We start from the raw sequence: 17,452 nt of genomic DNA, 5'->3' as shown, positions 1-17,452 counted from the left end.
CGCGCGTGCCGGCCTGCCCAGGAGACACTGAATGAGTCAAGCGATTGAAATCAAGGTGCCGGATATCGGCGACTATGACGCCGTGCCCGTCATTGAAGTGCATGTGAAACCCGGCGACAGCATCAACGCGGAAGACGCGCTGGTGACGCTGGAGTCGGACAAGGCCACCATGGACGTGCCCTCGCCGCAGGCCGGCGTGGTCAAGGAAGTCAAGATCAAGGTTGGCGACAACGTGGCCGAAGGCTCGGTGCTGGTGATGCTGGAGGCCGCCGGCCAGGCCGCAGCCGCTCCGGCGCCGGCACCTGCTGCCGCAGCCCCGGCCCCGGCTCCCGCCGCAGCCCCCGCACCGGCTCCGGCTCCGGCACCCGCCGCGGCGCCGGCCGGCGGCGGCGTGATCGAAGTCAAGGTGCCCGATATCGGCGACTACGACGCCGTGCCGGTCATCGAAGTCCATGTCAAGCCGGGCGACACCATCAACGCCGAAGACGCCGTGGTGACGCTGGAATCGGATAAGGCCACCATGGACGTACCGTCGCCGCAGGGCGGCGTGGTCAAGGAAGTCAGGGTCAAGGTCGGCGACAACGTCTCGGAAGGCACGCTGCTGCTGATCCTGGAAGGCGCAGCCACGGCTGCCGCCCCGGCCGCTGCCGCCGCGGCACCGGCCCCGGCTGCCAGCGCGCCCGCTCCGGCGCCGGCCCCTGCGGCTGCCCCGGCTCCGGCCGCGGCGCCTGTTGCCGCGCCGGCCGCCGCTGGCGCAACCGGCAAGGCCGCCCATGCCAGCCCCTCGGTGCGCAAGTTCGCGCGCGAGCTGGGTGTCGACGTGTCGCGCGTGCCGGGCACCGGTCCCAAGGGCCGCATCACCCAGGAAGACGTGCAGAACTACGTCAAGGGCGTGATGACCGGCCAGGCCGCCGCGCCCGCACAGGCCGCCGCGGCTGCCGCCGGTGGTGGCGAGCTCGGCCTGCTGCCGTGGCCGAAGGTCGATTTCACCCGCTTCGGCGAGATCGAAAGCAAGGCCCTGTCGCGCATCAAGAAGATCTCGGGCGCCAACCTGCACCGCAACTGGGTCATGATCCCGCACGTCACCAACCATGACGAAGCGGACATCACTGAACTGGAAGCCTTCCGCGTCCAGCTGAACAAGGAAAACGAGAAGGCCGGCATCAAGGTGACGATGCTCGCGTTCATGATCAAGGCCACGGTGGCGGCGCTGAAGAAGTTCCCGAACTTCAACGCATCGCTGGATGGTGACAACCTGGTGCTGAAGAAGTACTTCAACATCGGTTTCGCCGCCGACACCCCGAACGGCCTGGTCGTGCCGGTGATCAAGAACGCCGACAAGAAGGGCGTGCTGGAAATCAGCCAGGAAATGAACGAGCTGGCCAAGCTGGCCCGCGACGGCAAGCTCAAGCCCGACCAGATGCAGGGCGGCTGCTTCTCGATCTCGTCGCTGGGCGGCATCGGCGGCACGTATTTCACGCCGATCATCAACGCGCCGGAAGTTGCCATCATGGGCGTGTGCAAGTCGTACCAGAAACCCGTATGGGACGGCAAGCAGTTCGTGCCGCGCCTGACGCTGCCGCTGTCGCTGTCGTGGGACCACCGCGTCATCGACGGTGCCGAGGCCGCGCGCTTCAACACGTACTTCGGGCAACTGCTGGCGGACTTCCGCCGGATCCTGCTGTAAGCGGGGTCGCGCCGGGCGGGCGGGGCGACAGCCTGGCCTGCCCGGCGCACCACGCGCAACCGGGAGCGAGCCATGACTACCTGTGTGGTCGTCAGGAAGGGCGCCGAAGTGGCGATCGCCGCGGACGCGCTGGTCACGTTCGGCGATACGCGCCTGTCGCGCGCCTACGAGCGCAACCAGAAGGTGTTTCCGGTGGGCGACGGCTTTATCGCGCTGGCCGGGACCACGGCGCACTTCCCGGTCATGCGCACGCTGCTGGCGGGCCTGGGCGAAGAGTGCCGGCTGGGTTCGCGCGACGACGTGTTCCGTACCTTCCTGAAGGTGCACGAGAAGCTGAAGTCGGACTACTTCGTCAACACCAAGGAAGACGATGACGATCCCTACGAGTCGTCGCAGATCGTATGCCTGATCGCCAATCCGGCGGGCATCTTCGGCGTCTACTCGTACCGCGAGGTGTTTTCGTTCGACCGTTTCTGGGGCATCGGCTCGGGCCGCAACTACGCGCTGGGCGCGATGCATGCGGTGTACGACCGGCCGGACCTGGATGCGGGCGAGATCGCGCGCATCGGCGTCGATGCGGGCGTTGAGTTCGACAAGAGTTCGGCGGGTCCGATCGAGGTCCATACCGTGCAACTGCACCAGGGCGATGCCCCGGCGGCGGCTGGCGGTACGGCGAGCGGCAATGCGGCACCCGGCAGCACGGCAACCAACAACGACGGCGCGCCCTGAAGCCGAAAGGCAGGCGCGCATAGAGGAGCAAACATGAGTGTGATCGAAGTCAAGGTGCCGGATATCGGCGATTTCGACGCGGTGGAAGTGATCGAGGTGCTGGTCAAGGCCGGCGACACGGTCGAAGTGGAACAATCCCTGATTGTGCTGGAGTCCGACAAGGCCAGCATGGACGTGCCGTCGTCGGCCGCCGGCAAGGTGGTCGAGGTCAAGGTCAAGGTCGGCGACAAGGTCGGCCAGGGCGCGGTGATCTGCACCATCGAGGCCCAGCAGGCCGCGGCCGCCCCGGCGCCCGCGCAGGCTCCGGCTCCGGCGCAGGCCCCCGCGCCTGCCGCCGCCGCGCCGGCACCTGCACCCGCGGCCGCCAGCCACGGCGGCGGCGCCGATATCCAGTGCGAGATGCTGGTGCTGGGCGCCGGCCCCGGCGGCTACTCTGCCGCCTTCCGCGCCGCGGACCTGGGCATGAACACCGTGCTGGTGGAGCGCTACGGCACCCTCGGTGGCGTCTGCCTGAACGTAGGCTGCATCCCGTCCAAGGCCCTGCTGCACAACGCCGCCGTGATCGACGAAGCCAAGGCGCTGGCCGCCCACGGCATCCTGTTCGGCGAAGCCAAGATCGACCTCGACGGCCTGCGCCACTACAAGAACCAGGTGGTCGGCAAGCTGACCGGCGGCCTGGCCGGCATGGCCAAGGCGCGCAAGGTGCAGGTGGTGCGCGGCGTCGGCAACTTCCTCGACCCGCATCACCTCGAAGTTGAGCTGACCGAAGGCGAGGGCAAGCAGACCACCGGCAAGAAGACCGTGATCCGCTTCGAGAAGGCCATCATCGCCGCCGGCAGCCAGGCGGTGAAGCTGCCCTTCATCCCGGAAGACCCGCGCATCGTCGACTCGACCGGCGCGCTGGAGCTGCCCGAAGTGCCCAACAAGATGCTGGTTATCGGCGGCGGCATCATCGGCCTGGAAATGGCCACGGTGTACAGCACGCTGGGTGCCGACATCGACGTCGTGGAAATGCTCGACGGTCTGATGGGCGGTGCTGACCGCGATCTGGTCAAGGTCTGGGAAAAGAAGAACAAGGACCGCTTCGGCAAGGTCATGCTGAAGACCAGGACGGTGGGCGTGGAAGCCAGGCCGGACGGCATCTACGTCAAGTTCGAGGGCGAAGCCGCGCCGGCCGAGCCGCAGCGCTACGACCTGGTGCTGGTGTCGGTGGGCCGCTCGCCCAACGGCAAGCGCATCAGCGCCGAGAAGGCTGGCGTTGCGGTGACCGACCGCGGCTTTATCGACGTTGACAAGCAGATGCGCACCAACGTGCCGCATATCTTCGCGATCGGCGACGTGGTCGGCCAGCCCATGTTGGCGCACAAGGCCGTGCACGAAGCCCACGTGGCCGCCGAAGCCGCGCATGGCGAGAAGGCCTACTTCGATGCCAAGCAGATTCCGTCGGTGGCTTTCACCGATCCGGAAGTGGCCTGGGCCGGCCTGACCGAGGACGAGTGCAAGGCGAAGGGGATCAAGTACAGCAAGGGCGTGTTCCCCTGGGCGGCTTCGGGCCGCGCCATCGCCAACGGCCGCGACGAAGGCTTCACCAAGCTGATCTTCGACGAGGAAACCCATCGCGTGATCGGTGGCGGCATCGTCGGCACGCATGCCGGCGACCTGATCAGCGAGGTCTGCCTGGCGATCGAGATGGGCGCCGATGCGGTGGATATCGGCAAGACCATCCACCCGCACCCGACGCTGGGCGAGTCGATCGGCATGGCGGCGGAGATCTACGAGGGCACGTGCACGGACGTGCCGCCGCCGCGCAAGCGCTGAGCGCTGCTTGCTGCAAACGGAAAAGCCCGCCTGAACTGGCGGGCTTTTTCATGGGCAATTACGCAATTAACCGCCAGGATTCTTTCGGCGCCTGCAGGTTCTGGCTGCCAGGACGCGTCTGAGTCGCGGCCAGGGTGCCTGCAGCGGCAGAGCCGGCCCAATACCCTCGAAGCCTATACTGACCACATGGCTGCCGGTCATTGGCGCCATAAAGGATCCGCCATGAGCAATCGCCGCTATGTCGTGACGATCGACCAGCCCAGGGACGTTGCCGACGAGCAGATGGCAGAGTACATCAAGCATGCCATCGCCGGCTGGGGGGCAGGATTGCCTCCGCCTCCGGCGGACAGCCCGTTCTTCGACCTGGATGTGCTGTCGGTCACCGTGACCAGCAAGCAGCACAAGGACCATCCATGACGGATGCGTCCCGTTCAGGGACCTACCCCGGCCGTTACTGGCACTTCCTGGATGACGGCCGCATGCAATGCGATCTGTGCCCGCGCCACTGCCGCCTGCATGGCGAGCAGCGGGGCGCTTGCTTTGTGCGCCAGCGGGTCGGCGATCGGATGGTGCTGACCGCTTACGGCCGCTCGTCGGGCTTCTGTATCGACCCTGTCGAGAAGAAGCCGCTCAACCACTTTTACCCGGGCTCCGCTGTCTTGTCGTTCGGCACGGCCGGCTGCAACCTCGCCTGCAAGTTCTGCCAGAACTGGGATATCAGCAAATCGCGCGAAATGGAGACCCTGGCCGCTGCGGCCATGCCCGAAGCGATCGCCGCAGCGGCTGCCGCACAGGGTTGCAAGAGCGTGGCCTTCACCTACAACGACCCGGTGATCTTCGCCGAATACGCCATGGACGTGGCCGATGCCTGCCACGAACGTGGCATCAAGGCGGTGGCGGTGACCGCCGGCTATATGGGCGCGGAGGCGCGGCGTGATTTCTACGCCAGGATGGATGCGGCAAACGTCGACCTGAAAGGCTTTACCGATGCGTTCTATGTTGCCTTCACGGGGGCGCACCTGCAGCCGGTACTGGAGACGCTCCAGTACCTGAAACACGAAACCGATGTCTGGCTGGAGATCACGACACTGCTCATTCCCGGCAAAAACGACAGCGATGACGAGATTCGCGCCGAGGCCCGGTGGATCGCCAGGGAACTGGGCCCCGACGTCCCGCTGCACTTCACCGGATTCCATCCGGACTACAAGATGCGCGACGTGCCGCCGACCCCATGTTCCACGCTTGCGCGCGCTCGCGAGCACGCGCTGGCGGAGGGATTGCATTACGTCTACACCGGCAATGTCCACGACACCGCCGGCGCCACCACCTATTGCCCCGCTTGCCGCGCGCAGCTCATTGTGCGCGACTGGCATGCGATCGAAAGCTATCGCCTGACTCCCACGGGAACTTGTCCGGACTGCTGTACGCGGATTGCAGGATGTTTTGGGAATTTTGAGCGTCAGTTCGGGCGGCGGCGGATCCCTGTGCGCATCGGGGAATAGGCCGGCATGCAGGCACAAGGCCCGAAACCGCCAGCCCGCCTGCTGGACCAGGCATCCTTGCCACAGCCGCTGATCACTGGCGACCGCTCTGGTGCAAGCGTGAAGAGGAAAAAAAAGCCCGACCTCTGGAGGTCGGGCTTAACGATACTTTGGACTAGGAGACCGCGGTACCGAGGAGACATCGGCAGATAAGGCAGTGCCGGTGCAAGTCGGTCAGGGCACTACCTTCATCGTTGGCAAAACACACCGCAAACGCCAGGCGTCGATATGCTTTGCCAACGGACCGGCCGCAGCCGGTCCATCTTCAACACAGACAGCTATCAGGCAGCCGTCGTCTTCTTGGCCGTGGCCGTGCGGGCCGTGGCGCTGGCTTGCTGGGCAGCCTTGGTGGCAGCCGTGGCAGCAGCCTGGAAGTTGGTTTCAGCGATTTCGACCGCTTGCTTGGTCGCCTTCTGCACCGACTCGTAGGCGTTGTTGGCAGCGGAGATCGCCGACTTCACGATGGCCACGGTCGATTCCGAACCGGCCGGGGCGTTCTTGGCGAAGTTGTCGACCAGGGCTTGCACCTTCTTCGTGCCTTCGGCCAGTTGGGCTTCGGCTACCTTGGTGAACTCGCTCTGGGTTTCCGAAGCGATTTCATACAGGTGACGGGTGTAGGCCAGGGTCTTTTCTGCGACCGGCTGCACGGCTGCGGCCTGGATGGCCAGCAGTTCCTGCGCGTCCTTGGCCGACAGCGCCTTCTTGGCGTTGTCAACGCTTTCCGCGAAGGTGGTCTTGACGACCTGCAGGTTCAGTTCGACGAGCTTTTCGACGCCTTCAAATGCCTTGGTGGTCAGGCCGAACAGCGTTTCGAGGTTGGCCTTTTGCGCTGCTGCAACTTGTTCCGGGGTGAGGATCATTGCTGGTCTCCAGTGGTGAACTTCAAGGTCAAGCAAATTAAGCCGCCTAGATGTCAGGACCGTGACGGTGTTGAACCCGCTTCGGCCACCCCAGGCGTGTGGGTAGGTTTAGGTGCACTTTTATGTTTGGTGCGCCGCAACAATTCCCATTTTAGGGACGCCGGATGCAATGTCAAGTGGATTTTGTGCGATGCACAAGAGCTTGTTGCAGGCGAGTCGGAGAAGTGGCTGCGGCGCCATCCGGGAGCCCTCCGGGCGATGGCGGGGCAGGGGTGCTACCATCGCAGCCTGCCCGCTCCCGCACGGCTGGCCGCCGCCGGGAATCCAACAAGACATGAACAGAATCGCCAGGCCAATCCATGCTCGCCTTCTACGCCGACCACTTTGTGCTGCCTTTGCCACCCGGGCACCGTTTCCCGATGTGCAAGTACAGCATGCTGCGCGACGCCGTCTCGGCACAGGTGCCGGGCCTGCGCCTGGCGGAGGCCCCGCGCGCCGGCGACGACGCGCTGTTGCTGGCGCACACGCCCGAGTATGTGCATGCGGCGTCGGCCGGCACGCTTGACGCGGCGCGCCAGCGCGAGATCGGATTCCCGTGGTCCGAGGCCATGGTGGAGCGCTCGCGGCGCTCGGCCGGCGCCACCATCGAGGCCTGCCGGACGGCGCTGCGCGAGGGCATTGCCGTGAACCTGGCTGGCGGCACGCACCACGCCTATGCCGACAAGGGCGGCGGCTTCTGCGTCTTCAACGACGCCGCCATCGCGGCCCGGGTGCTGCAGCGCGATGGCGCCGTGCGCCGCGTGGCCGTGATCGACCTGGACGTGCACCAGGGCAACGGCACCGCATCGATCCTGCAGGGCGATCCGTCGGTGTTCACGCTGTCGCTGCACGGCGAGAAGAACTATCCGTTCCGCAAGGAAGCCAGCGACCTGGATGTTGGCCTGCCGGACGGCTGCGATGACGATGCCTATGCGCAGGCGCTGCAGGCCGCGCTGGACACGCTGTTCAGCCGCTTCGAGCCGGAGTTGCTCATCTACCTGGCTGGCGCCGACCCGCATGAGGGCGACCGACTCGGCCGCCTCAGGCTGACCACGGCGGGCCTGGCTCGGCGCGACCGCCTGGTGTTCGATGCCGCGCAGGCTCGCCAGTTGCCGGTGGCGGTGGCGATGGCCGGCGGCTATGGCAACCAGATCGAAGACACTGTCGCCGTGCACGCGCAGACCGTGCGCCTCGCGGCGCAGTATCACGCGAGCCGCGCACAACTGGCGGTGGCGTCATGAGCGATGTGATGGAGTCAGGCCACGCAGCCGTGACCAGCCCTCGCGCCACGCTGTGGGTGACGTCGATGCCGTGGCTGTTCGTACTGATCTGGAGCACGGGTTTTATCGTTGCCAAATACGGCATGCCGTATGCGGAGCCGATGACCTTCCTGTTCCTGCGCTTTGCCGGCGTGCTGGTGCTGATGGTGCCGTTCGTGGTGCTGGCGCGCGTGCCGCTGCCGCGCCGCCCAGGCACGGCGGTGACAGACTGGCGCGCGGTCGGGCATATCGCCGTGGCTGGCCTCTTGTTGCAGGCGGGCTACCTGGGCGGCGTGTGGGCCGCGATCAAGCTTGGCATGCCGGCGGGCGTGTCGGCGCTGATCGTCGGCATGCAGCCGATCCTGACCGCGGTGATCGCCACGCGCATGGGCGAGCGCATCGGCGCGCGCCAGTGGCTGGGCCTGCTGCTGGGCATCGCCGGCGTGGCGCTGGTGGTGGCCAACAAGCTGGGGGCCAGCGGGCTGACGCCGGCAAGCCTCGCGCTGGCGGGCGGTGCCTTGCTCAGCATCACCGTCGGCACGGTCTATCAGCGGCACTTCTGCCCGGTATTCGACCTGCGCATGGGCTCGGTGATCCAGTTTGCCGCGGCCGCGCTGGCGTGCGTGCCGTTCATGTTCCTGTTCGAAACCCGTGTGGTGCAGTGGAATGCCGCCATGCTGGGCGCGCTGGCGTGGTCGGTGGTGGCACTGTCGATCGGAGCGATCTCACTGTTGTTCCTGCTGATCAGGCAGGGCGCGGCGACCAAGGTGTCGAGCCTGATGTACCTGACGCCGCCCACCACCGCAGTGATGGCCTGGCTGCTGTTCGGCGAGCGCTTTCCGCCGCTGGCGGCCGCGGGCATGGTGCTTGCGGCGCTTGGTGTTGCGCTTGTCATCCGCCGCTAGCCGCCGCGCGTTCGTTCCGCTGATGCGGCTGTTTCAGAGTATTCCTATTCCGTCCTGTTGCGCGCCCTGTCTCTTTCCCGCCCCATGAAACCGCAAGCCGAATCGCGCCGTGCCTATCCGTACTTCCAGCCGATCACCACGCGTTGGATGGACAACGATGTCTATGGCCACGTTAACAACGTTGTCTACTACAGTTATTTTGACACCGTGGTGAATACCTACCTGATCCGGCAGGGCGTGCTCGATGTCGCTTCGGGCGACACCATCGGGCTGGTGATCGAGACGCAGTGCAACTACTTCTCTTCGCTGAGCTTCCCCGAGACCGTGGTAGCGGGTTTGCGCGTGGCCAGGCTGGGCACGTCCAGCGTACGCTATGAAGTCGGGCTCTTCAGCGGCGACAACGAGATCGCCGCGGCGCAAGGGCATTTCATCCACGTCTATGTCGATCGCGCCACGCGCCGTCCGGTACGGCTGCCGGGTGCGCTGCGCGAGGCGCTGCTGCCATTGGTGGTGACGGGTGCGCAAGGGTAAGCGGGGCAACAGGAGATGAACAAGATGTCCCACGAGATGCAGCTCGGTTCGCAGGACGCCGCGGACTGCGTGGATCGCGCGATCCTCACGCGGCGTTCGGTGCGGGCGTTTCTCGATACGCCCGTGCCGCGCCGCACCGTCGAAGAGATCCTGGCCGTGGCCAGCCGCGCGCCTTCGGGCACCAACGCGCAGCCGTGGCGCGTCTATGTGCTCTCCGGCGAGGCCAAGGCGAAGCTGTGCGCCAATGTGCTGGCCGCCTACGAGGACCCGGAGCGCGACAGCAAGTACCTGGAGGAGTATCCGTACTACCCGCGCGAATGGGCCGATCCCTATCTGTCGCGGCGGCGCAAGGTGGGCTGGGACCTGTACGGCCTGCTGGAGATCAGCCGCGAGGACAAGGCGCGCATGCACGAACAGCACGCGCGCAATTTCCGCTTCTTCGACGCGCCGGTGGGGATGATCTTCACCATCGACCGCATCATGGAGCAGGGCAGCTGGCTGGACTACGGCATGTTCCTGCAAAGCATCATGGTCGCCGCCAGGGCGCGCGGGCTGGATACCTGCCCGCAGGCGGCGTTTACGCAGTTCCACAAGGTCATTGCCAGTCACTTGCTGCTGCCGCCCGAGGAAATGGTGGTGTGCGGCATGTCACTGGGGTTTGCCGATCCGGAGGCCATTGCAAACCGGCTGGCCACGGAACGTGAACCGGTCAGTGGGTTCGCGCGTTTTCTCTCATAGTGAAATCTGTTTCAACATGTAACGATGGATGCCGATATAGCAAGCGACTTTCCCGTATTGGCGGCGTCGTTACCAAGGGGTAGCAAGGTGAATCGGACTGCGCTTGGGTCAAGCGTGCCATGGTTCGATAGCAAACGTGATTCATCGCGTACTTTTTTCGCAATGTGGAAATGTTTGCTAATCGAACTTTAAGGAGCGTCTGTAAGTCTTTAATCTTGCTAACAATTTCTTTCTTTCCTACACTAGCGCCATCCCTGATGCGCTGAACGAATCATGTTCCGGTCTGATTCCATTTTTTCCAGATTCTTCGGCTCCACGCCCCTGTCCGCCGTTGCCGCCGCAGTGCTGGTGTCGGTGTCGATGGTCGCGGCGCCTGTGGCCGACGCGGCCACCACGTCCGCAAGCACCCAAAAAACGTCTAAGAAGCACGCAAAATCGGCTAACGCCGAGAAAAATGGTGCTTCGAAGACAGCTACCAAGAGCTCTCACAGCAAGGTGGCCAAGAGCGAGGCAGCGTCCTCGCGCAAGGTCATCGTATTGAAGAACGGCAAGCGCCACGTCGTGATGGCGCAACGCGCGGCACCGGTGCGTGCCGCGTTTACGCCCGCCAAGCCCTCGCTGGGCGAAGCCATGGGCCTGCGCGCCACGGACGATGCCCTGGCGCTGCGCTCCAGCGTGGCCCTTGTGATGGACCAGAACTCGAACGAGGTGCTGTTCCAGAAGAATGCCAGCGCCGTGCTGCCGATCGCCTCGATCACCAAGCTGATGACCGCGCTGGTGGTGATGGACGCGCGCCTGCCGATGGACGAAGTGCTGACCATCTCCGAGGATGACCGCGACACCGAGAAGCACAGCAGCTCGCGCCTGCGCTTCGGCACGCAGCTGCCGCGCCAGGAACTGCTGCTGCTGGCGCTGATGTCGTCCGAGAATCGCGCCGCCTCGGCGCTGGGCCGCAACTATCCGGGTGGTCTGCCGGCCTTCGTGCAGGCGATGAACCGCAAGGCCCAGGAGCTGGGCATGAACGACAGCCACTTTGTCGATTCCAGCGGCCTGTCGAGCGGCAATGTGTCGAGCGCGACGGACCTGGTGCGCATGGTCAATGCCGCGTACCGCAACCCGACCATCCGCGAGTTCTCGACGCAGACCGAGCATGAGGTCAACGTGCTGGGCCGCACCCAGCACTACGTCAGCACCAACCGCCTGGTGCGCGGCGGCAACTGGGACATCGGGCTGCAGAAGACCGGCTTTATTTCCGAAGCTGGCCAGTGCCTGGTGATGCAGGCCAAGGTCCAGGGCCGCAATGTCGTGATGGTGTTCCTGGATTCCGTCGGCAAGCTGTCGCGCTTTGCCGATGCCACCCGCGTCAAGGACTGGCTGGAGCATTCGCCGGCGCCGTCGTCCCCGCAGCCGCGCGCCTTCCCGGCATCGCCGAACCTGACGCAGGGCCCGAACAGCGCGCACGCGGTGCTGGCATCTCAGCAATCGCGCGGCATCTGATACGGAACGCCTGACCGAAAAAAACGCGCCGTCCTGCGGCGCGTTTTTCTTTGGTGCCGGCGGCAGCCGTCAGAGCAGCTTGCCGGGATTCATGATCCCGGCAGGATCGAACACGGCCTTGATCTCGCGCATCAGGCGCAATTCCAGCGGATCCTTGACAGCCAGGAAGGCATGGCGCTTGAGCTGGCCGATGCCATGCTCCGCGCTGATGCTGCCGCCATGGCGCATGACTTCGTCCAGCACCGCATCAGTCACGGCGTCACCCCGGGTGGCGGCCCAGTCTTTCGGCGCGCCGGCCGGGCGCGACAGGTTGTAGTGCAGGTTGCCGTCGCCGAAGTGCCCGAAGACAAAGGGGCGGATGGCGGCATCGAGCGCGCGCAGCCGCGTTTGCATCGAGGCCATGAAGGCCGGGATCAATTCGATCGGCAGCGACACGTCGTGCTTCAGATGCGGGCCGTCGGCGCGTTGCGCCTCCGAGATTTCCTCGCGCAGCTTCCACAGCGCCTGTAGCTGCGCGAGCGAGGCGGACACGGCGGCGTCGAGGCACAGCTCGCGCTCGAGCGCTGCACCGATGACGCGCTCGAGCAGCGCGTTCAGTGCGGCTTCATCGGTGGTGTCGGCCAGTTCCACCAGCACGTAGGCGGGGTAGCGCTGCGCGAACGGCTCCTGCACGCCCTCCGCATGGGTCAACACCAGGTCCAGGCAGTCGCCGGTGAAGAACTCGAACGCCTGCAGGCGCGCGCCGCATTGTTCGAACAGCAATTCATAGAGCGCCAGCGACTGCGCGGGCGAAGCCACCGCCGCCAGCACTACTCTGCGGGTATCGGTGCGCGGGAACAGCCGCAGCGCCGCGGCGGTGATCACGCCCAGCGTGCCTTCGGAGCCGATCAGCAACTGCTTCAGGTCGTAGCCGGTATTGTCCTTGCGCAGCGTGCGCAGGCCGTGGAAGACCTCGCCGTTGGGCAGCACGGCTTCCACGCCCAGCACCAGCTCGCGCGTCATGCCATAGCGCACCACGTTGACGCCGCCGGCATTGGTCGCCAGGTTGCCGCCGATCTGGCAGGAGTCTTCGGCCGCGAGCGACAGCGGCAGCAGGCGGTTGGCGTCCTGTGCCGCGCGGCGCAGGTTGCCCAGGATGCAGCCGGCCTCGGCGACCATGGTGTTGGCGACGGTGTCGAGCGCGCGCACCGCGTTCATGCGGTCCAGGCTGAGCACCACGTTTTGCGCCTGCGCATCGGGCGTGGCGCCGCCGCACAAGCCGGTATTGCCGCCGCGCGGAACCACCGGTACCGCGGCCTGCTGGCACAGCGCCAGCGCGCGCGAGACCTCATCCACGGTACGCGGCCGCAGCACGGCCTGGGCCTGGCCACGGTAGATGCCGCGCCAGTCGGACAGCCATGGCGCGATGTCGTCAGGGTTAGTCAGGACGGTGTCGGCGCCGAGGGCTTCGGTGAGCCGCTGGGCGAATGGTCCGTTTTGCATGATGGCGGTGTGGTTTCAGGAAAGGGAAGGGTGGCTCTCGGCGGAAGCCGCCGGTGCGGCATCGGCACGCACGCGCAACGAGAGGCCAAGCCGGCGTGCCGCGCACTGCAGGTGTGCGACGGCTGCTGCGCGGGCTGCGGTGGCATCGCCGATGCGGATGGCGTCGACGATCGCTTCGTGCTCGGCATGCACGGTCTCGGCCAGCCCTGGCTGGCGCAGCGTATTGGCGCGCGCGGTGGCCACGGCCTGGTGCAGCTGCAGGTTCAGGTATTGCAGCAGCTGGCGGTAGTACGGATTGTGCGTGGCGGCGGCGATGCCGATATGAAAGGCCGCGTCGATATCCGCCGCCGGCTGCGGATCGTACAGGTGGGCGTGCAGGCGCTGCAGCAAGGCGCTCAGCGCGGCCACGTCTTCGTCGGTGCGGCGCACGGCGGCCAGCGCCGCGGCGGCGCCTTCCAAGTCGATGCGCAGGTCGTACAGGTCAGCCAGCCCGCTGGCGTCGATATCGGGCTCGCGCGGCAACTGGAAGCCGGATACACCCGTGCGTGAGCGCACCGTGCAGCCGACCCCCTGGCGGGACTCGACAAAGCCCTGCGAGCGCAGGTGTTCCGTGACTTCGCGGATAACCGCGGCGCTGACGCCGTACTGCTCGGCCAGTTGCCTGCCGGTCGGCAGCCGGCTGCCGACGGGGTAGGCGCCGCTTTCGATATCGGTGCGCAGCTGGCGGGTGACCTGTTCGGTGAGGGTGACGGCGCGGGTTCGCATGGCGGCCGATTATAAGGTTTGCTGGTTATCTGAAAACTAAGGGTAAACCATTGAATGAAGCTGGCCGGTGCTCCAAAGCAAAACGCGCGGACTGCCGTGATGGCAGCCCGCGCGCTGGCGGTGGCGGGTACAGCGGGGATCAGGCCGCGGCTTCGGTCACATAGCCCATGCCGCGCGAGATCTGAAGTGCCGTGTCTTTCAGGTTTTGCAGCCAGCTGTCCTGCAGCCGGTCGGCCGGCGCCGACAACGACAGCCCGGCCACCAGCCGGCGCGAGTCGTCATAGATGCCGGCGGCGATGCAGCGCACGCCAAGTTCCAGTTCTTCGTTGTCGCGCGCATAGCCGTTGGAGCGCACCCAGTTCAGTTCCCGCTCCAGCTTGGTCAGGTCGGTGATCGAGGTGCGGGTATGCCCGGCCAGTCCGGTGCGGGTGGCGTAGTTGCGCACGCGCGCCGACTCATCGGCGGCCAGGAACAGCTTGCCGACCGAGGTCAGGTGCAGCGGCGCGCGGCCGCCGATGGCGCGCACCACCTGCATGCCCGAGCGCTCGCTGTAGGCGCGTTCGATATAGACGATCTCGTCGCCCTGGCGCACCGACAGGTTCACGGTCTGCCCGGTGACGCGGTGCAGCGCGCGCATTGGCGCCAGTGCCGCGTCGCGTACCGACAGGCGCGCCTTGACCAGGTTGCCCAGTTCCAGCAGGCGCATGCCAAGCCGGTAGCTGCCGGGGTCGGAACGGTCGACAAAGCGGCAGGCCACCATGTCGTTGAGGATGCGGTGGGCGGTGGAGGGGTGCAGCCCCGTGGCCAGCGACAGCTCTTTCAGGCTGACCGGGTCGGCGTGCTGCGCGAGGGCGTCCAGCAGGGTCATCATGCGCTCGATGACCTGGATGGACGTCTTGCCGGGTGACTTGTCTGCGTCGGACATAGCTGGAAAAAGGAGAAATGTTGCCTTGCGGCATTTTTAAGCGTCTGCCTGATTCTATCTCGCATTGTGAAAATTTCAATAGGTGAAATGACATTACGGTAAGAATCGGTCCGTGATGTCGCCCCCGGAAGTGCTGTGTGTTGCACCGGATTCACGGCGCCGGTGAACGGTTTGTGCGCCACGCGCGACGCCAAGCGCGCATAATTGCGGGGTTTCGGGGTCTGGAGAAGTCAACAATGCGAGTCGGTCTGTTCGCTACCTGCCTGGTGGACCTGATGCGTCCGGAGATCGGGTTTTCCGTGCTCAAGCTGCTGGAAGGCGCCGGCTACGAGGTCATGGTGCCCGAGGCGCAGACCTGCTGCGGGCAGCCGGCCTACAACTCGGGCGAGCGCGCGGTATCGCGCGACCTGGCGGAGAAATTCCTGCGCGAGTTCGAGATGTTCGACTACATCGTGGTGCCGTCGGGCAGTTGCGGCGGCATGATCCGCCACCATTACGCCGACTTGCTGCGCGACGACCCGGAACTGAACGGCCGCTATGAGCGCCTGCGCGAGCGCGTGTTCGAGCTGACCGACTTCCTGGTCAACGTGGCCAGGATCGAGACGCTGCCGTCGACCTTCTCCGGCCATGTCACCTATCACGATTCCTGTTCCGGCCTGCGCGAACTGGGCGTCAAGCAGCAGCCGCGCGCGCTGCTCTCGCGCCTGCCGGGCGTGCAGCTGACCGAGATGAAGGACTGCGAGGCCTGCTGCGGTTTCGGCGGCACGTTCTCGGTCAAGTACGGCAATATCTCCACGGCCATCGTCGACGAGAAGTGCGCCAACATCAAGGCCAGTGGCGCCGATGCCGTGGTGCTGGGCGACCTGGGCTGCATCCTCAATATCGAAGGCCGCCTGCGCCGCACCGGCGACAGCAGCACGCGCGTGCTGCATATCGCGCAGGTGCTGGCTGGCGACGCCTGACATCCGCTGAAATCCGGGGAATCGCCACGATGCAAGTCCACAGCATGGAATTCAAGACGCGCGCCGGCCAGAAGCTGGCCGACCAGCGCCTGCAGCAGAACCTGAAGAAGCTTTCGACCAAGTTCGTCACGGCGCGCGCCGACGCGATCCGCGATATCGACTTCGACGCCACGCGCGAGGCCCTGAAAGAGCGCCGCAACCGCGCGCTGGAAAACCTCGACGTCTGGCTCGCCACCTTCGAAGAGAACGCGACCAGGCGCGGCGCCACGGTGCTGTTTGCCGAGACCACCGCCGATGCCGCGCGCCTGGTGGCCGGAATCGCGCAGAAGCACGGCGTGAAGAAGGTCATCAAGAGCAAGTCCATGGTGACCGAGGAAATGCGCCTGAACCAGGTGCTCGGCGAGATGGGCGTGCAGAGCATCGAGACCGACCTGGGCGAGTACATCCTGCAGATCAATGACTCGGAGCCGCCGTCGCACATCATTGCGCCGGTGGTGCACAAGGACAAGGACGAGATCGCCGACCTGTTCGCCAGGGTCCACCACAAGCCGCGGCTGACCGAGATCCCGGAGATGACGCGCGAGGCGCGCGAAGTGCTGCGGCCCGAGTTCCTGAGCGCCGACATGGGCGTCACCGGCGGCAACTTCATCATTGCCGAGACCGGTTCGGTGGCGGTCGTCACCAACGAGGGCAACGAAGGCATGTGCACGGTGATGCCGCGCGTGCACGTGGCCGTGACCGGCATCGAGAAGGTGCTGCCGACGCTGGAAGACCTGGCCACGGTGATGCGCCTGCTGCCGCGCTCGGCCACCGGCCAGGCGATCTCCAACTACTTCTCGCTGCTGACCGGCCCGCGCGCCGAGGGCGAGCGCGACGGCCCCGAGCATATGTACTTCGTGCTGGTCGATGGCGGCCGCAGCGGGCTGATCGGCGGCGACTTCCAGGAGATGCTGCGCTGCATCCGCTGCGGCGCCTGCATGAACCACTGCCCGGTCTACCAGAAGATCGGCGGCCACGCCTACGGCTGGGTTTATCCGGGCCCGATGGGCAGCGTGCTGACGCCCAGCTATGTCGGCCTGGCCAATGCGGTGGACCTGCCGCAGGCGGCGACCCTGTGCGGCGAATGCAACCGCGTTTGCCCGGCGTCGATCCCGCTGTCCGACCTGTTGCGCAAGCTGCGCGAGAAACAGATGGAGCGCGGGCTGCGCCCGTGGCAGGAGCGCTTCGCGCTGCAGGCGTGGGGCTACGTCGCCAAACGCCCGGAGCTGTATGCCCTGGCGACGCGCATCGGCGCCTGGGTGCTGGGCCGCATGGGCGGCAGCAACAAGCTGATTGCCAGCCTGCCGCTGGCAGGCAAGGGCTGGACCGAAACCCGCGACATGCCGGCCCCGTCGGGCCGCACGTTCCGCGAACTGTACAAGGAAAGGAGGGCGCGTTCATGAGCGCAGCCAACAGCGAGGCACTGGCACGCATGCGTGCCGCCCTGGACCAGCACCTGGCGGGGGCGATGCCGGCCGCCGACCTGGTGCGCGCATGGCGCGACGCCGGCAGCGCGTTGGCGCTGCCGCCGGTCTACGGTCAGGCCATGGAGGAGTTGCTGCGCCGGATGGAGATGTCCGCGGTCTTCGCGCAGGACAGCTGCTCGTTCTCGAGCACGGCGGTGACGGACCAGCTGCGGCGCTGGCTGGACAAGGCCGCGACAGTCTGAAGCCCG

The 17,452-nt window shown here is 66.0% G+C and carries 18 protein-coding genes; 13 read left to right on the top strand and 5 right to left on the bottom strand.

Going from position 1 to position 17,452, the window contains the following annotated elements; genetic code table 11:
- Positions 1 to 31: 31 nt before the first annotated feature.
- The 5 genes from aceF to amrS all read left to right on the top strand — a co-directional run bounded on the left by aceF (position 32) and on the right by amrS (position 5,736).
- On the top strand, positions 32 to 1,687 hold the full coding sequence (gene aceF, locus ACZ5MJ_RS11730) for a dihydrolipoyllysine-residue acetyltransferase (RefSeq protein WP_464219484.1): 1,656 nt from the start codon (positions 32 to 34) through the stop codon (positions 1,685 to 1,687).
- 72 nt (positions 1,688 to 1,759) lie between these two features.
- Positions 1,760 to 2,416, top strand: coding sequence for an Ntn hydrolase family protein (locus ACZ5MJ_RS11725; protein ID WP_432259871.1), 657 nt, complete (start codon positions 1,760 to 1,762; stop codon positions 2,414 to 2,416).
- Positions 2,417 to 2,449: 33 nt separating this feature from the next.
- Positions 2,450 to 4,234 (top strand): dihydrolipoyl dehydrogenase, encoded by a 1,785-nt coding sequence (gene lpdA, locus ACZ5MJ_RS11720; RefSeq protein WP_464219483.1) that lies wholly within the window; start codon positions 2,450 to 2,452, stop codon positions 4,232 to 4,234.
- 222 nt (positions 4,235 to 4,456) lie between these two features.
- Complete coding sequence (locus ACZ5MJ_RS11715; protein ID WP_464219482.1) at positions 4,457 to 4,651, top strand: hypothetical protein; 195 nt, start codon at positions 4,457 to 4,459, stop codon at positions 4,649 to 4,651.
- Entirely contained in the window at positions 4,648 to 5,736 is a 1,089-nt protein-coding gene (gene amrS, locus ACZ5MJ_RS11710; protein ID WP_464219480.1) for an AmmeMemoRadiSam system radical SAM enzyme, read from the top strand. Before ACZ5MJ_RS11715 ends, amrS begins: the two co-directional genes overlap by 4 nt.
- Positions 5,737 to 6,056: 320 nt before the next feature.
- Here the strand turns inward: amrS and phaP1 are convergent, their stop codons facing one another.
- Positions 6,057 to 6,635, bottom strand: coding sequence for a TIGR01841 family phasin PhaP1 (gene phaP1 / locus ACZ5MJ_RS11705; protein ID WP_078195975.1), 579 nt, complete (start codon positions 6,633 to 6,635; stop codon positions 6,057 to 6,059).
- Positions 6,636 to 6,994: 359 nt separating this feature from the next.
- Here phaP1 and ACZ5MJ_RS11700 point away from each other — a divergent pair, with 359 nt between their 5' ends.
- The 4 genes from ACZ5MJ_RS11700 (at position 6,995) to ACZ5MJ_RS11685 (ending at position 10,107) form a co-directional block, all read left to right on the top strand.
- Positions 6,995 to 7,915, top strand: a complete 921-nt coding sequence (locus ACZ5MJ_RS11700) for a histone deacetylase family protein (protein WP_464219479.1) — start codon at positions 6,995 to 6,997, stop codon at positions 7,913 to 7,915.
- A complete protein-coding gene (locus tag ACZ5MJ_RS11695) occupies positions 7,912 to 8,838 on the top strand; it encodes a DMT family transporter (RefSeq protein ID WP_464219478.1) in 927 nt (308 codons plus the stop codon). Before ACZ5MJ_RS11700 ends, ACZ5MJ_RS11695 begins: the two co-directional genes overlap by 4 nt.
- A gap of 84 nt (positions 8,839 to 8,922) precedes the next feature.
- Complete coding sequence (locus ACZ5MJ_RS11690; RefSeq protein ID WP_464219477.1) at positions 8,923 to 9,369, top strand: acyl-CoA thioesterase; 447 nt, start codon at positions 8,923 to 8,925, stop codon at positions 9,367 to 9,369.
- A gap of 15 nt (positions 9,370 to 9,384) precedes the next feature.
- Positions 9,385 to 10,107: a nitroreductase gene (locus ACZ5MJ_RS11685; RefSeq protein ID WP_464219476.1), complete on the top strand. Its 723-nt coding sequence runs from the start codon at positions 9,385 to 9,387 to the stop codon at positions 10,105 to 10,107.
- A 242-nt stretch (positions 10,108 to 10,349) separates the two neighbouring features.
- On the opposite strand, the gene ACZ5MJ_RS11680 is transcribed toward ACZ5MJ_RS11685, so the two are convergent.
- A complete protein-coding gene (locus tag ACZ5MJ_RS11680) occupies positions 10,350 to 10,586 on the bottom strand; it encodes a hypothetical protein (protein WP_464219475.1) in 237 nt (78 codons plus the stop codon).
- A gap of 16 nt (positions 10,587 to 10,602) precedes the next feature.
- Between ACZ5MJ_RS11680 and pbpG the strand changes: the two genes are divergently transcribed.
- Entirely contained in the window at positions 10,603 to 11,604 is a 1,002-nt protein-coding gene (gene pbpG / locus ACZ5MJ_RS11675; protein WP_464219474.1) for a D-alanyl-D-alanine endopeptidase, read from the top strand.
- Between the two features lie 69 nt (positions 11,605 to 11,673).
- Here pbpG and ACZ5MJ_RS11670 read toward each other — a convergent pair whose 3' ends face one another.
- The 3 genes from ACZ5MJ_RS11670 to ACZ5MJ_RS11660 form a co-directional block, all read right to left on the bottom strand.
- Positions 11,674 to 13,086 (bottom strand): FAD-binding oxidoreductase, encoded by a 1,413-nt coding sequence (locus ACZ5MJ_RS11670; protein ID WP_464219473.1) that lies wholly within the window; start codon positions 13,084 to 13,086, stop codon positions 11,674 to 11,676.
- Positions 13,087 to 13,101: 15 nt separating this feature from the next.
- Positions 13,102 to 13,851 (bottom strand): FadR/GntR family transcriptional regulator, encoded by a 750-nt coding sequence (locus ACZ5MJ_RS11665; RefSeq protein WP_464219472.1) that lies wholly within the window; start codon positions 13,849 to 13,851, stop codon positions 13,102 to 13,104.
- 139 nt (positions 13,852 to 13,990) lie between these two features.
- A complete protein-coding gene (locus ACZ5MJ_RS11660; RefSeq protein ID WP_432259883.1) occupies positions 13,991 to 14,776 on the bottom strand; it encodes an IclR family transcriptional regulator in 786 nt (261 codons plus the stop codon).
- Between the two features lie 236 nt (positions 14,777 to 15,012).
- Here ACZ5MJ_RS11660 and ACZ5MJ_RS11655 point away from each other — a divergent pair, with 236 nt between their 5' ends.
- Genes ACZ5MJ_RS11655 through ACZ5MJ_RS11645 form a run of 3 tightly spaced genes read left to right on the top strand, consistent with a single transcriptional unit; the run spans position 15,013 to position 17,446 of the window.
- The gene (locus tag ACZ5MJ_RS11655; RefSeq protein ID WP_432259884.1) at positions 15,013 to 15,738 is read left to right on the top strand and encodes a (Fe-S)-binding protein; all 726 of its coding nucleotides are present in this window, start codon (positions 15,013 to 15,015) and stop codon (positions 15,736 to 15,738) included.
- A 29-nt stretch (positions 15,739 to 15,767) separates the two neighbouring features.
- Entirely contained in the window at positions 15,768 to 17,180 is a 1,413-nt protein-coding gene (locus ACZ5MJ_RS11650) for a LutB/LldF family L-lactate oxidation iron-sulfur protein (RefSeq protein ID WP_464219470.1), read from the top strand.
- Complete coding sequence (locus ACZ5MJ_RS11645) at positions 17,177 to 17,446, top strand: hypothetical protein (protein ID WP_464219469.1); 270 nt, start codon at positions 17,177 to 17,179, stop codon at positions 17,444 to 17,446. Before ACZ5MJ_RS11650 ends, ACZ5MJ_RS11645 begins: the two co-directional genes overlap by 4 nt.
- The last annotated feature ends 6 nt before the right edge of the window (positions 17,447 to 17,452 follow it).

The sequence above is a fragment of the Cupriavidus sp. LA-1 genome (assembly GCF_055385985.1).
Note: the sequence above shows the minus strand (reverse complement) of the source record. Positions and strands in the feature narration are given on the sequence as shown.

Excerpts from the sequence above, each read along its gene's own strand:
- aceF (WP_464219484.1), top strand. The coding sequence starts at position 32 with ATGAGTCAAGCGATTGAAATCAAGGTGCCGGATATCGGCGACTATGAC.
- ACZ5MJ_RS11725 (WP_432259871.1), top strand. The coding sequence starts at position 1,760 with ATGACTACCTGTGTGGTCGTCAGGAAGGGCGCCGAAGTGGCGATCGCC.
- lpdA (WP_464219483.1), top strand. The coding sequence starts at position 2,450 with ATGAGTGTGATCGAAGTCAAGGTGCCGGATATCGGCGATTTCGACGCG.
- ACZ5MJ_RS11715 (WP_464219482.1), top strand. The coding sequence starts at position 4,457 with ATGAGCAATCGCCGCTATGTCGTGACGATCGACCAGCCCAGGGACGTT.
- amrS (WP_464219480.1), top strand. The coding sequence starts at position 4,648 with ATGACGGATGCGTCCCGTTCAGGGACCTACCCCGGCCGTTACTGGCAC.
- phaP1 (WP_078195975.1), bottom strand. The coding sequence starts at position 6,635 with ATGATCCTCACCCCGGAACAAGTTGCAGCAGCGCAAAAGGCCAACCTC.
- ACZ5MJ_RS11700 (WP_464219479.1), top strand. The coding sequence starts at position 6,995 with ATGCTCGCCTTCTACGCCGACCACTTTGTGCTGCCTTTGCCACCCGGG.
- ACZ5MJ_RS11695 (WP_464219478.1), top strand. The coding sequence starts at position 7,912 with ATGAGCGATGTGATGGAGTCAGGCCACGCAGCCGTGACCAGCCCTCGC.
- ACZ5MJ_RS11690 (WP_464219477.1), top strand. The coding sequence starts at position 8,923 with ATGAAACCGCAAGCCGAATCGCGCCGTGCCTATCCGTACTTCCAGCCG.
- ACZ5MJ_RS11685 (WP_464219476.1), top strand. The coding sequence starts at position 9,385 with ATGAACAAGATGTCCCACGAGATGCAGCTCGGTTCGCAGGACGCCGCG.
- ACZ5MJ_RS11670 (WP_464219473.1), bottom strand. The coding sequence starts at position 13,086 with ATGCAAAACGGACCATTCGCCCAGCGGCTCACCGAAGCCCTCGGCGCC.
- ACZ5MJ_RS11665 (WP_464219472.1), bottom strand. The coding sequence starts at position 13,851 with ATGCGAACCCGCGCCGTCACCCTCACCGAACAGGTCACCCGCCAGCTG.
- ACZ5MJ_RS11660 (WP_432259883.1), bottom strand. The coding sequence starts at position 14,776 with ATGTCCGACGCAGACAAGTCACCCGGCAAGACGTCCATCCAGGTCATC.
- ACZ5MJ_RS11655 (WP_432259884.1), top strand. The coding sequence starts at position 15,013 with ATGCGAGTCGGTCTGTTCGCTACCTGCCTGGTGGACCTGATGCGTCCG.
- ACZ5MJ_RS11650 (WP_464219470.1), top strand. The coding sequence starts at position 15,768 with ATGCAAGTCCACAGCATGGAATTCAAGACGCGCGCCGGCCAGAAGCTG.
- ACZ5MJ_RS11645 (WP_464219469.1), top strand. The coding sequence starts at position 17,177 with ATGAGCGCAGCCAACAGCGAGGCACTGGCACGCATGCGTGCCGCCCTG.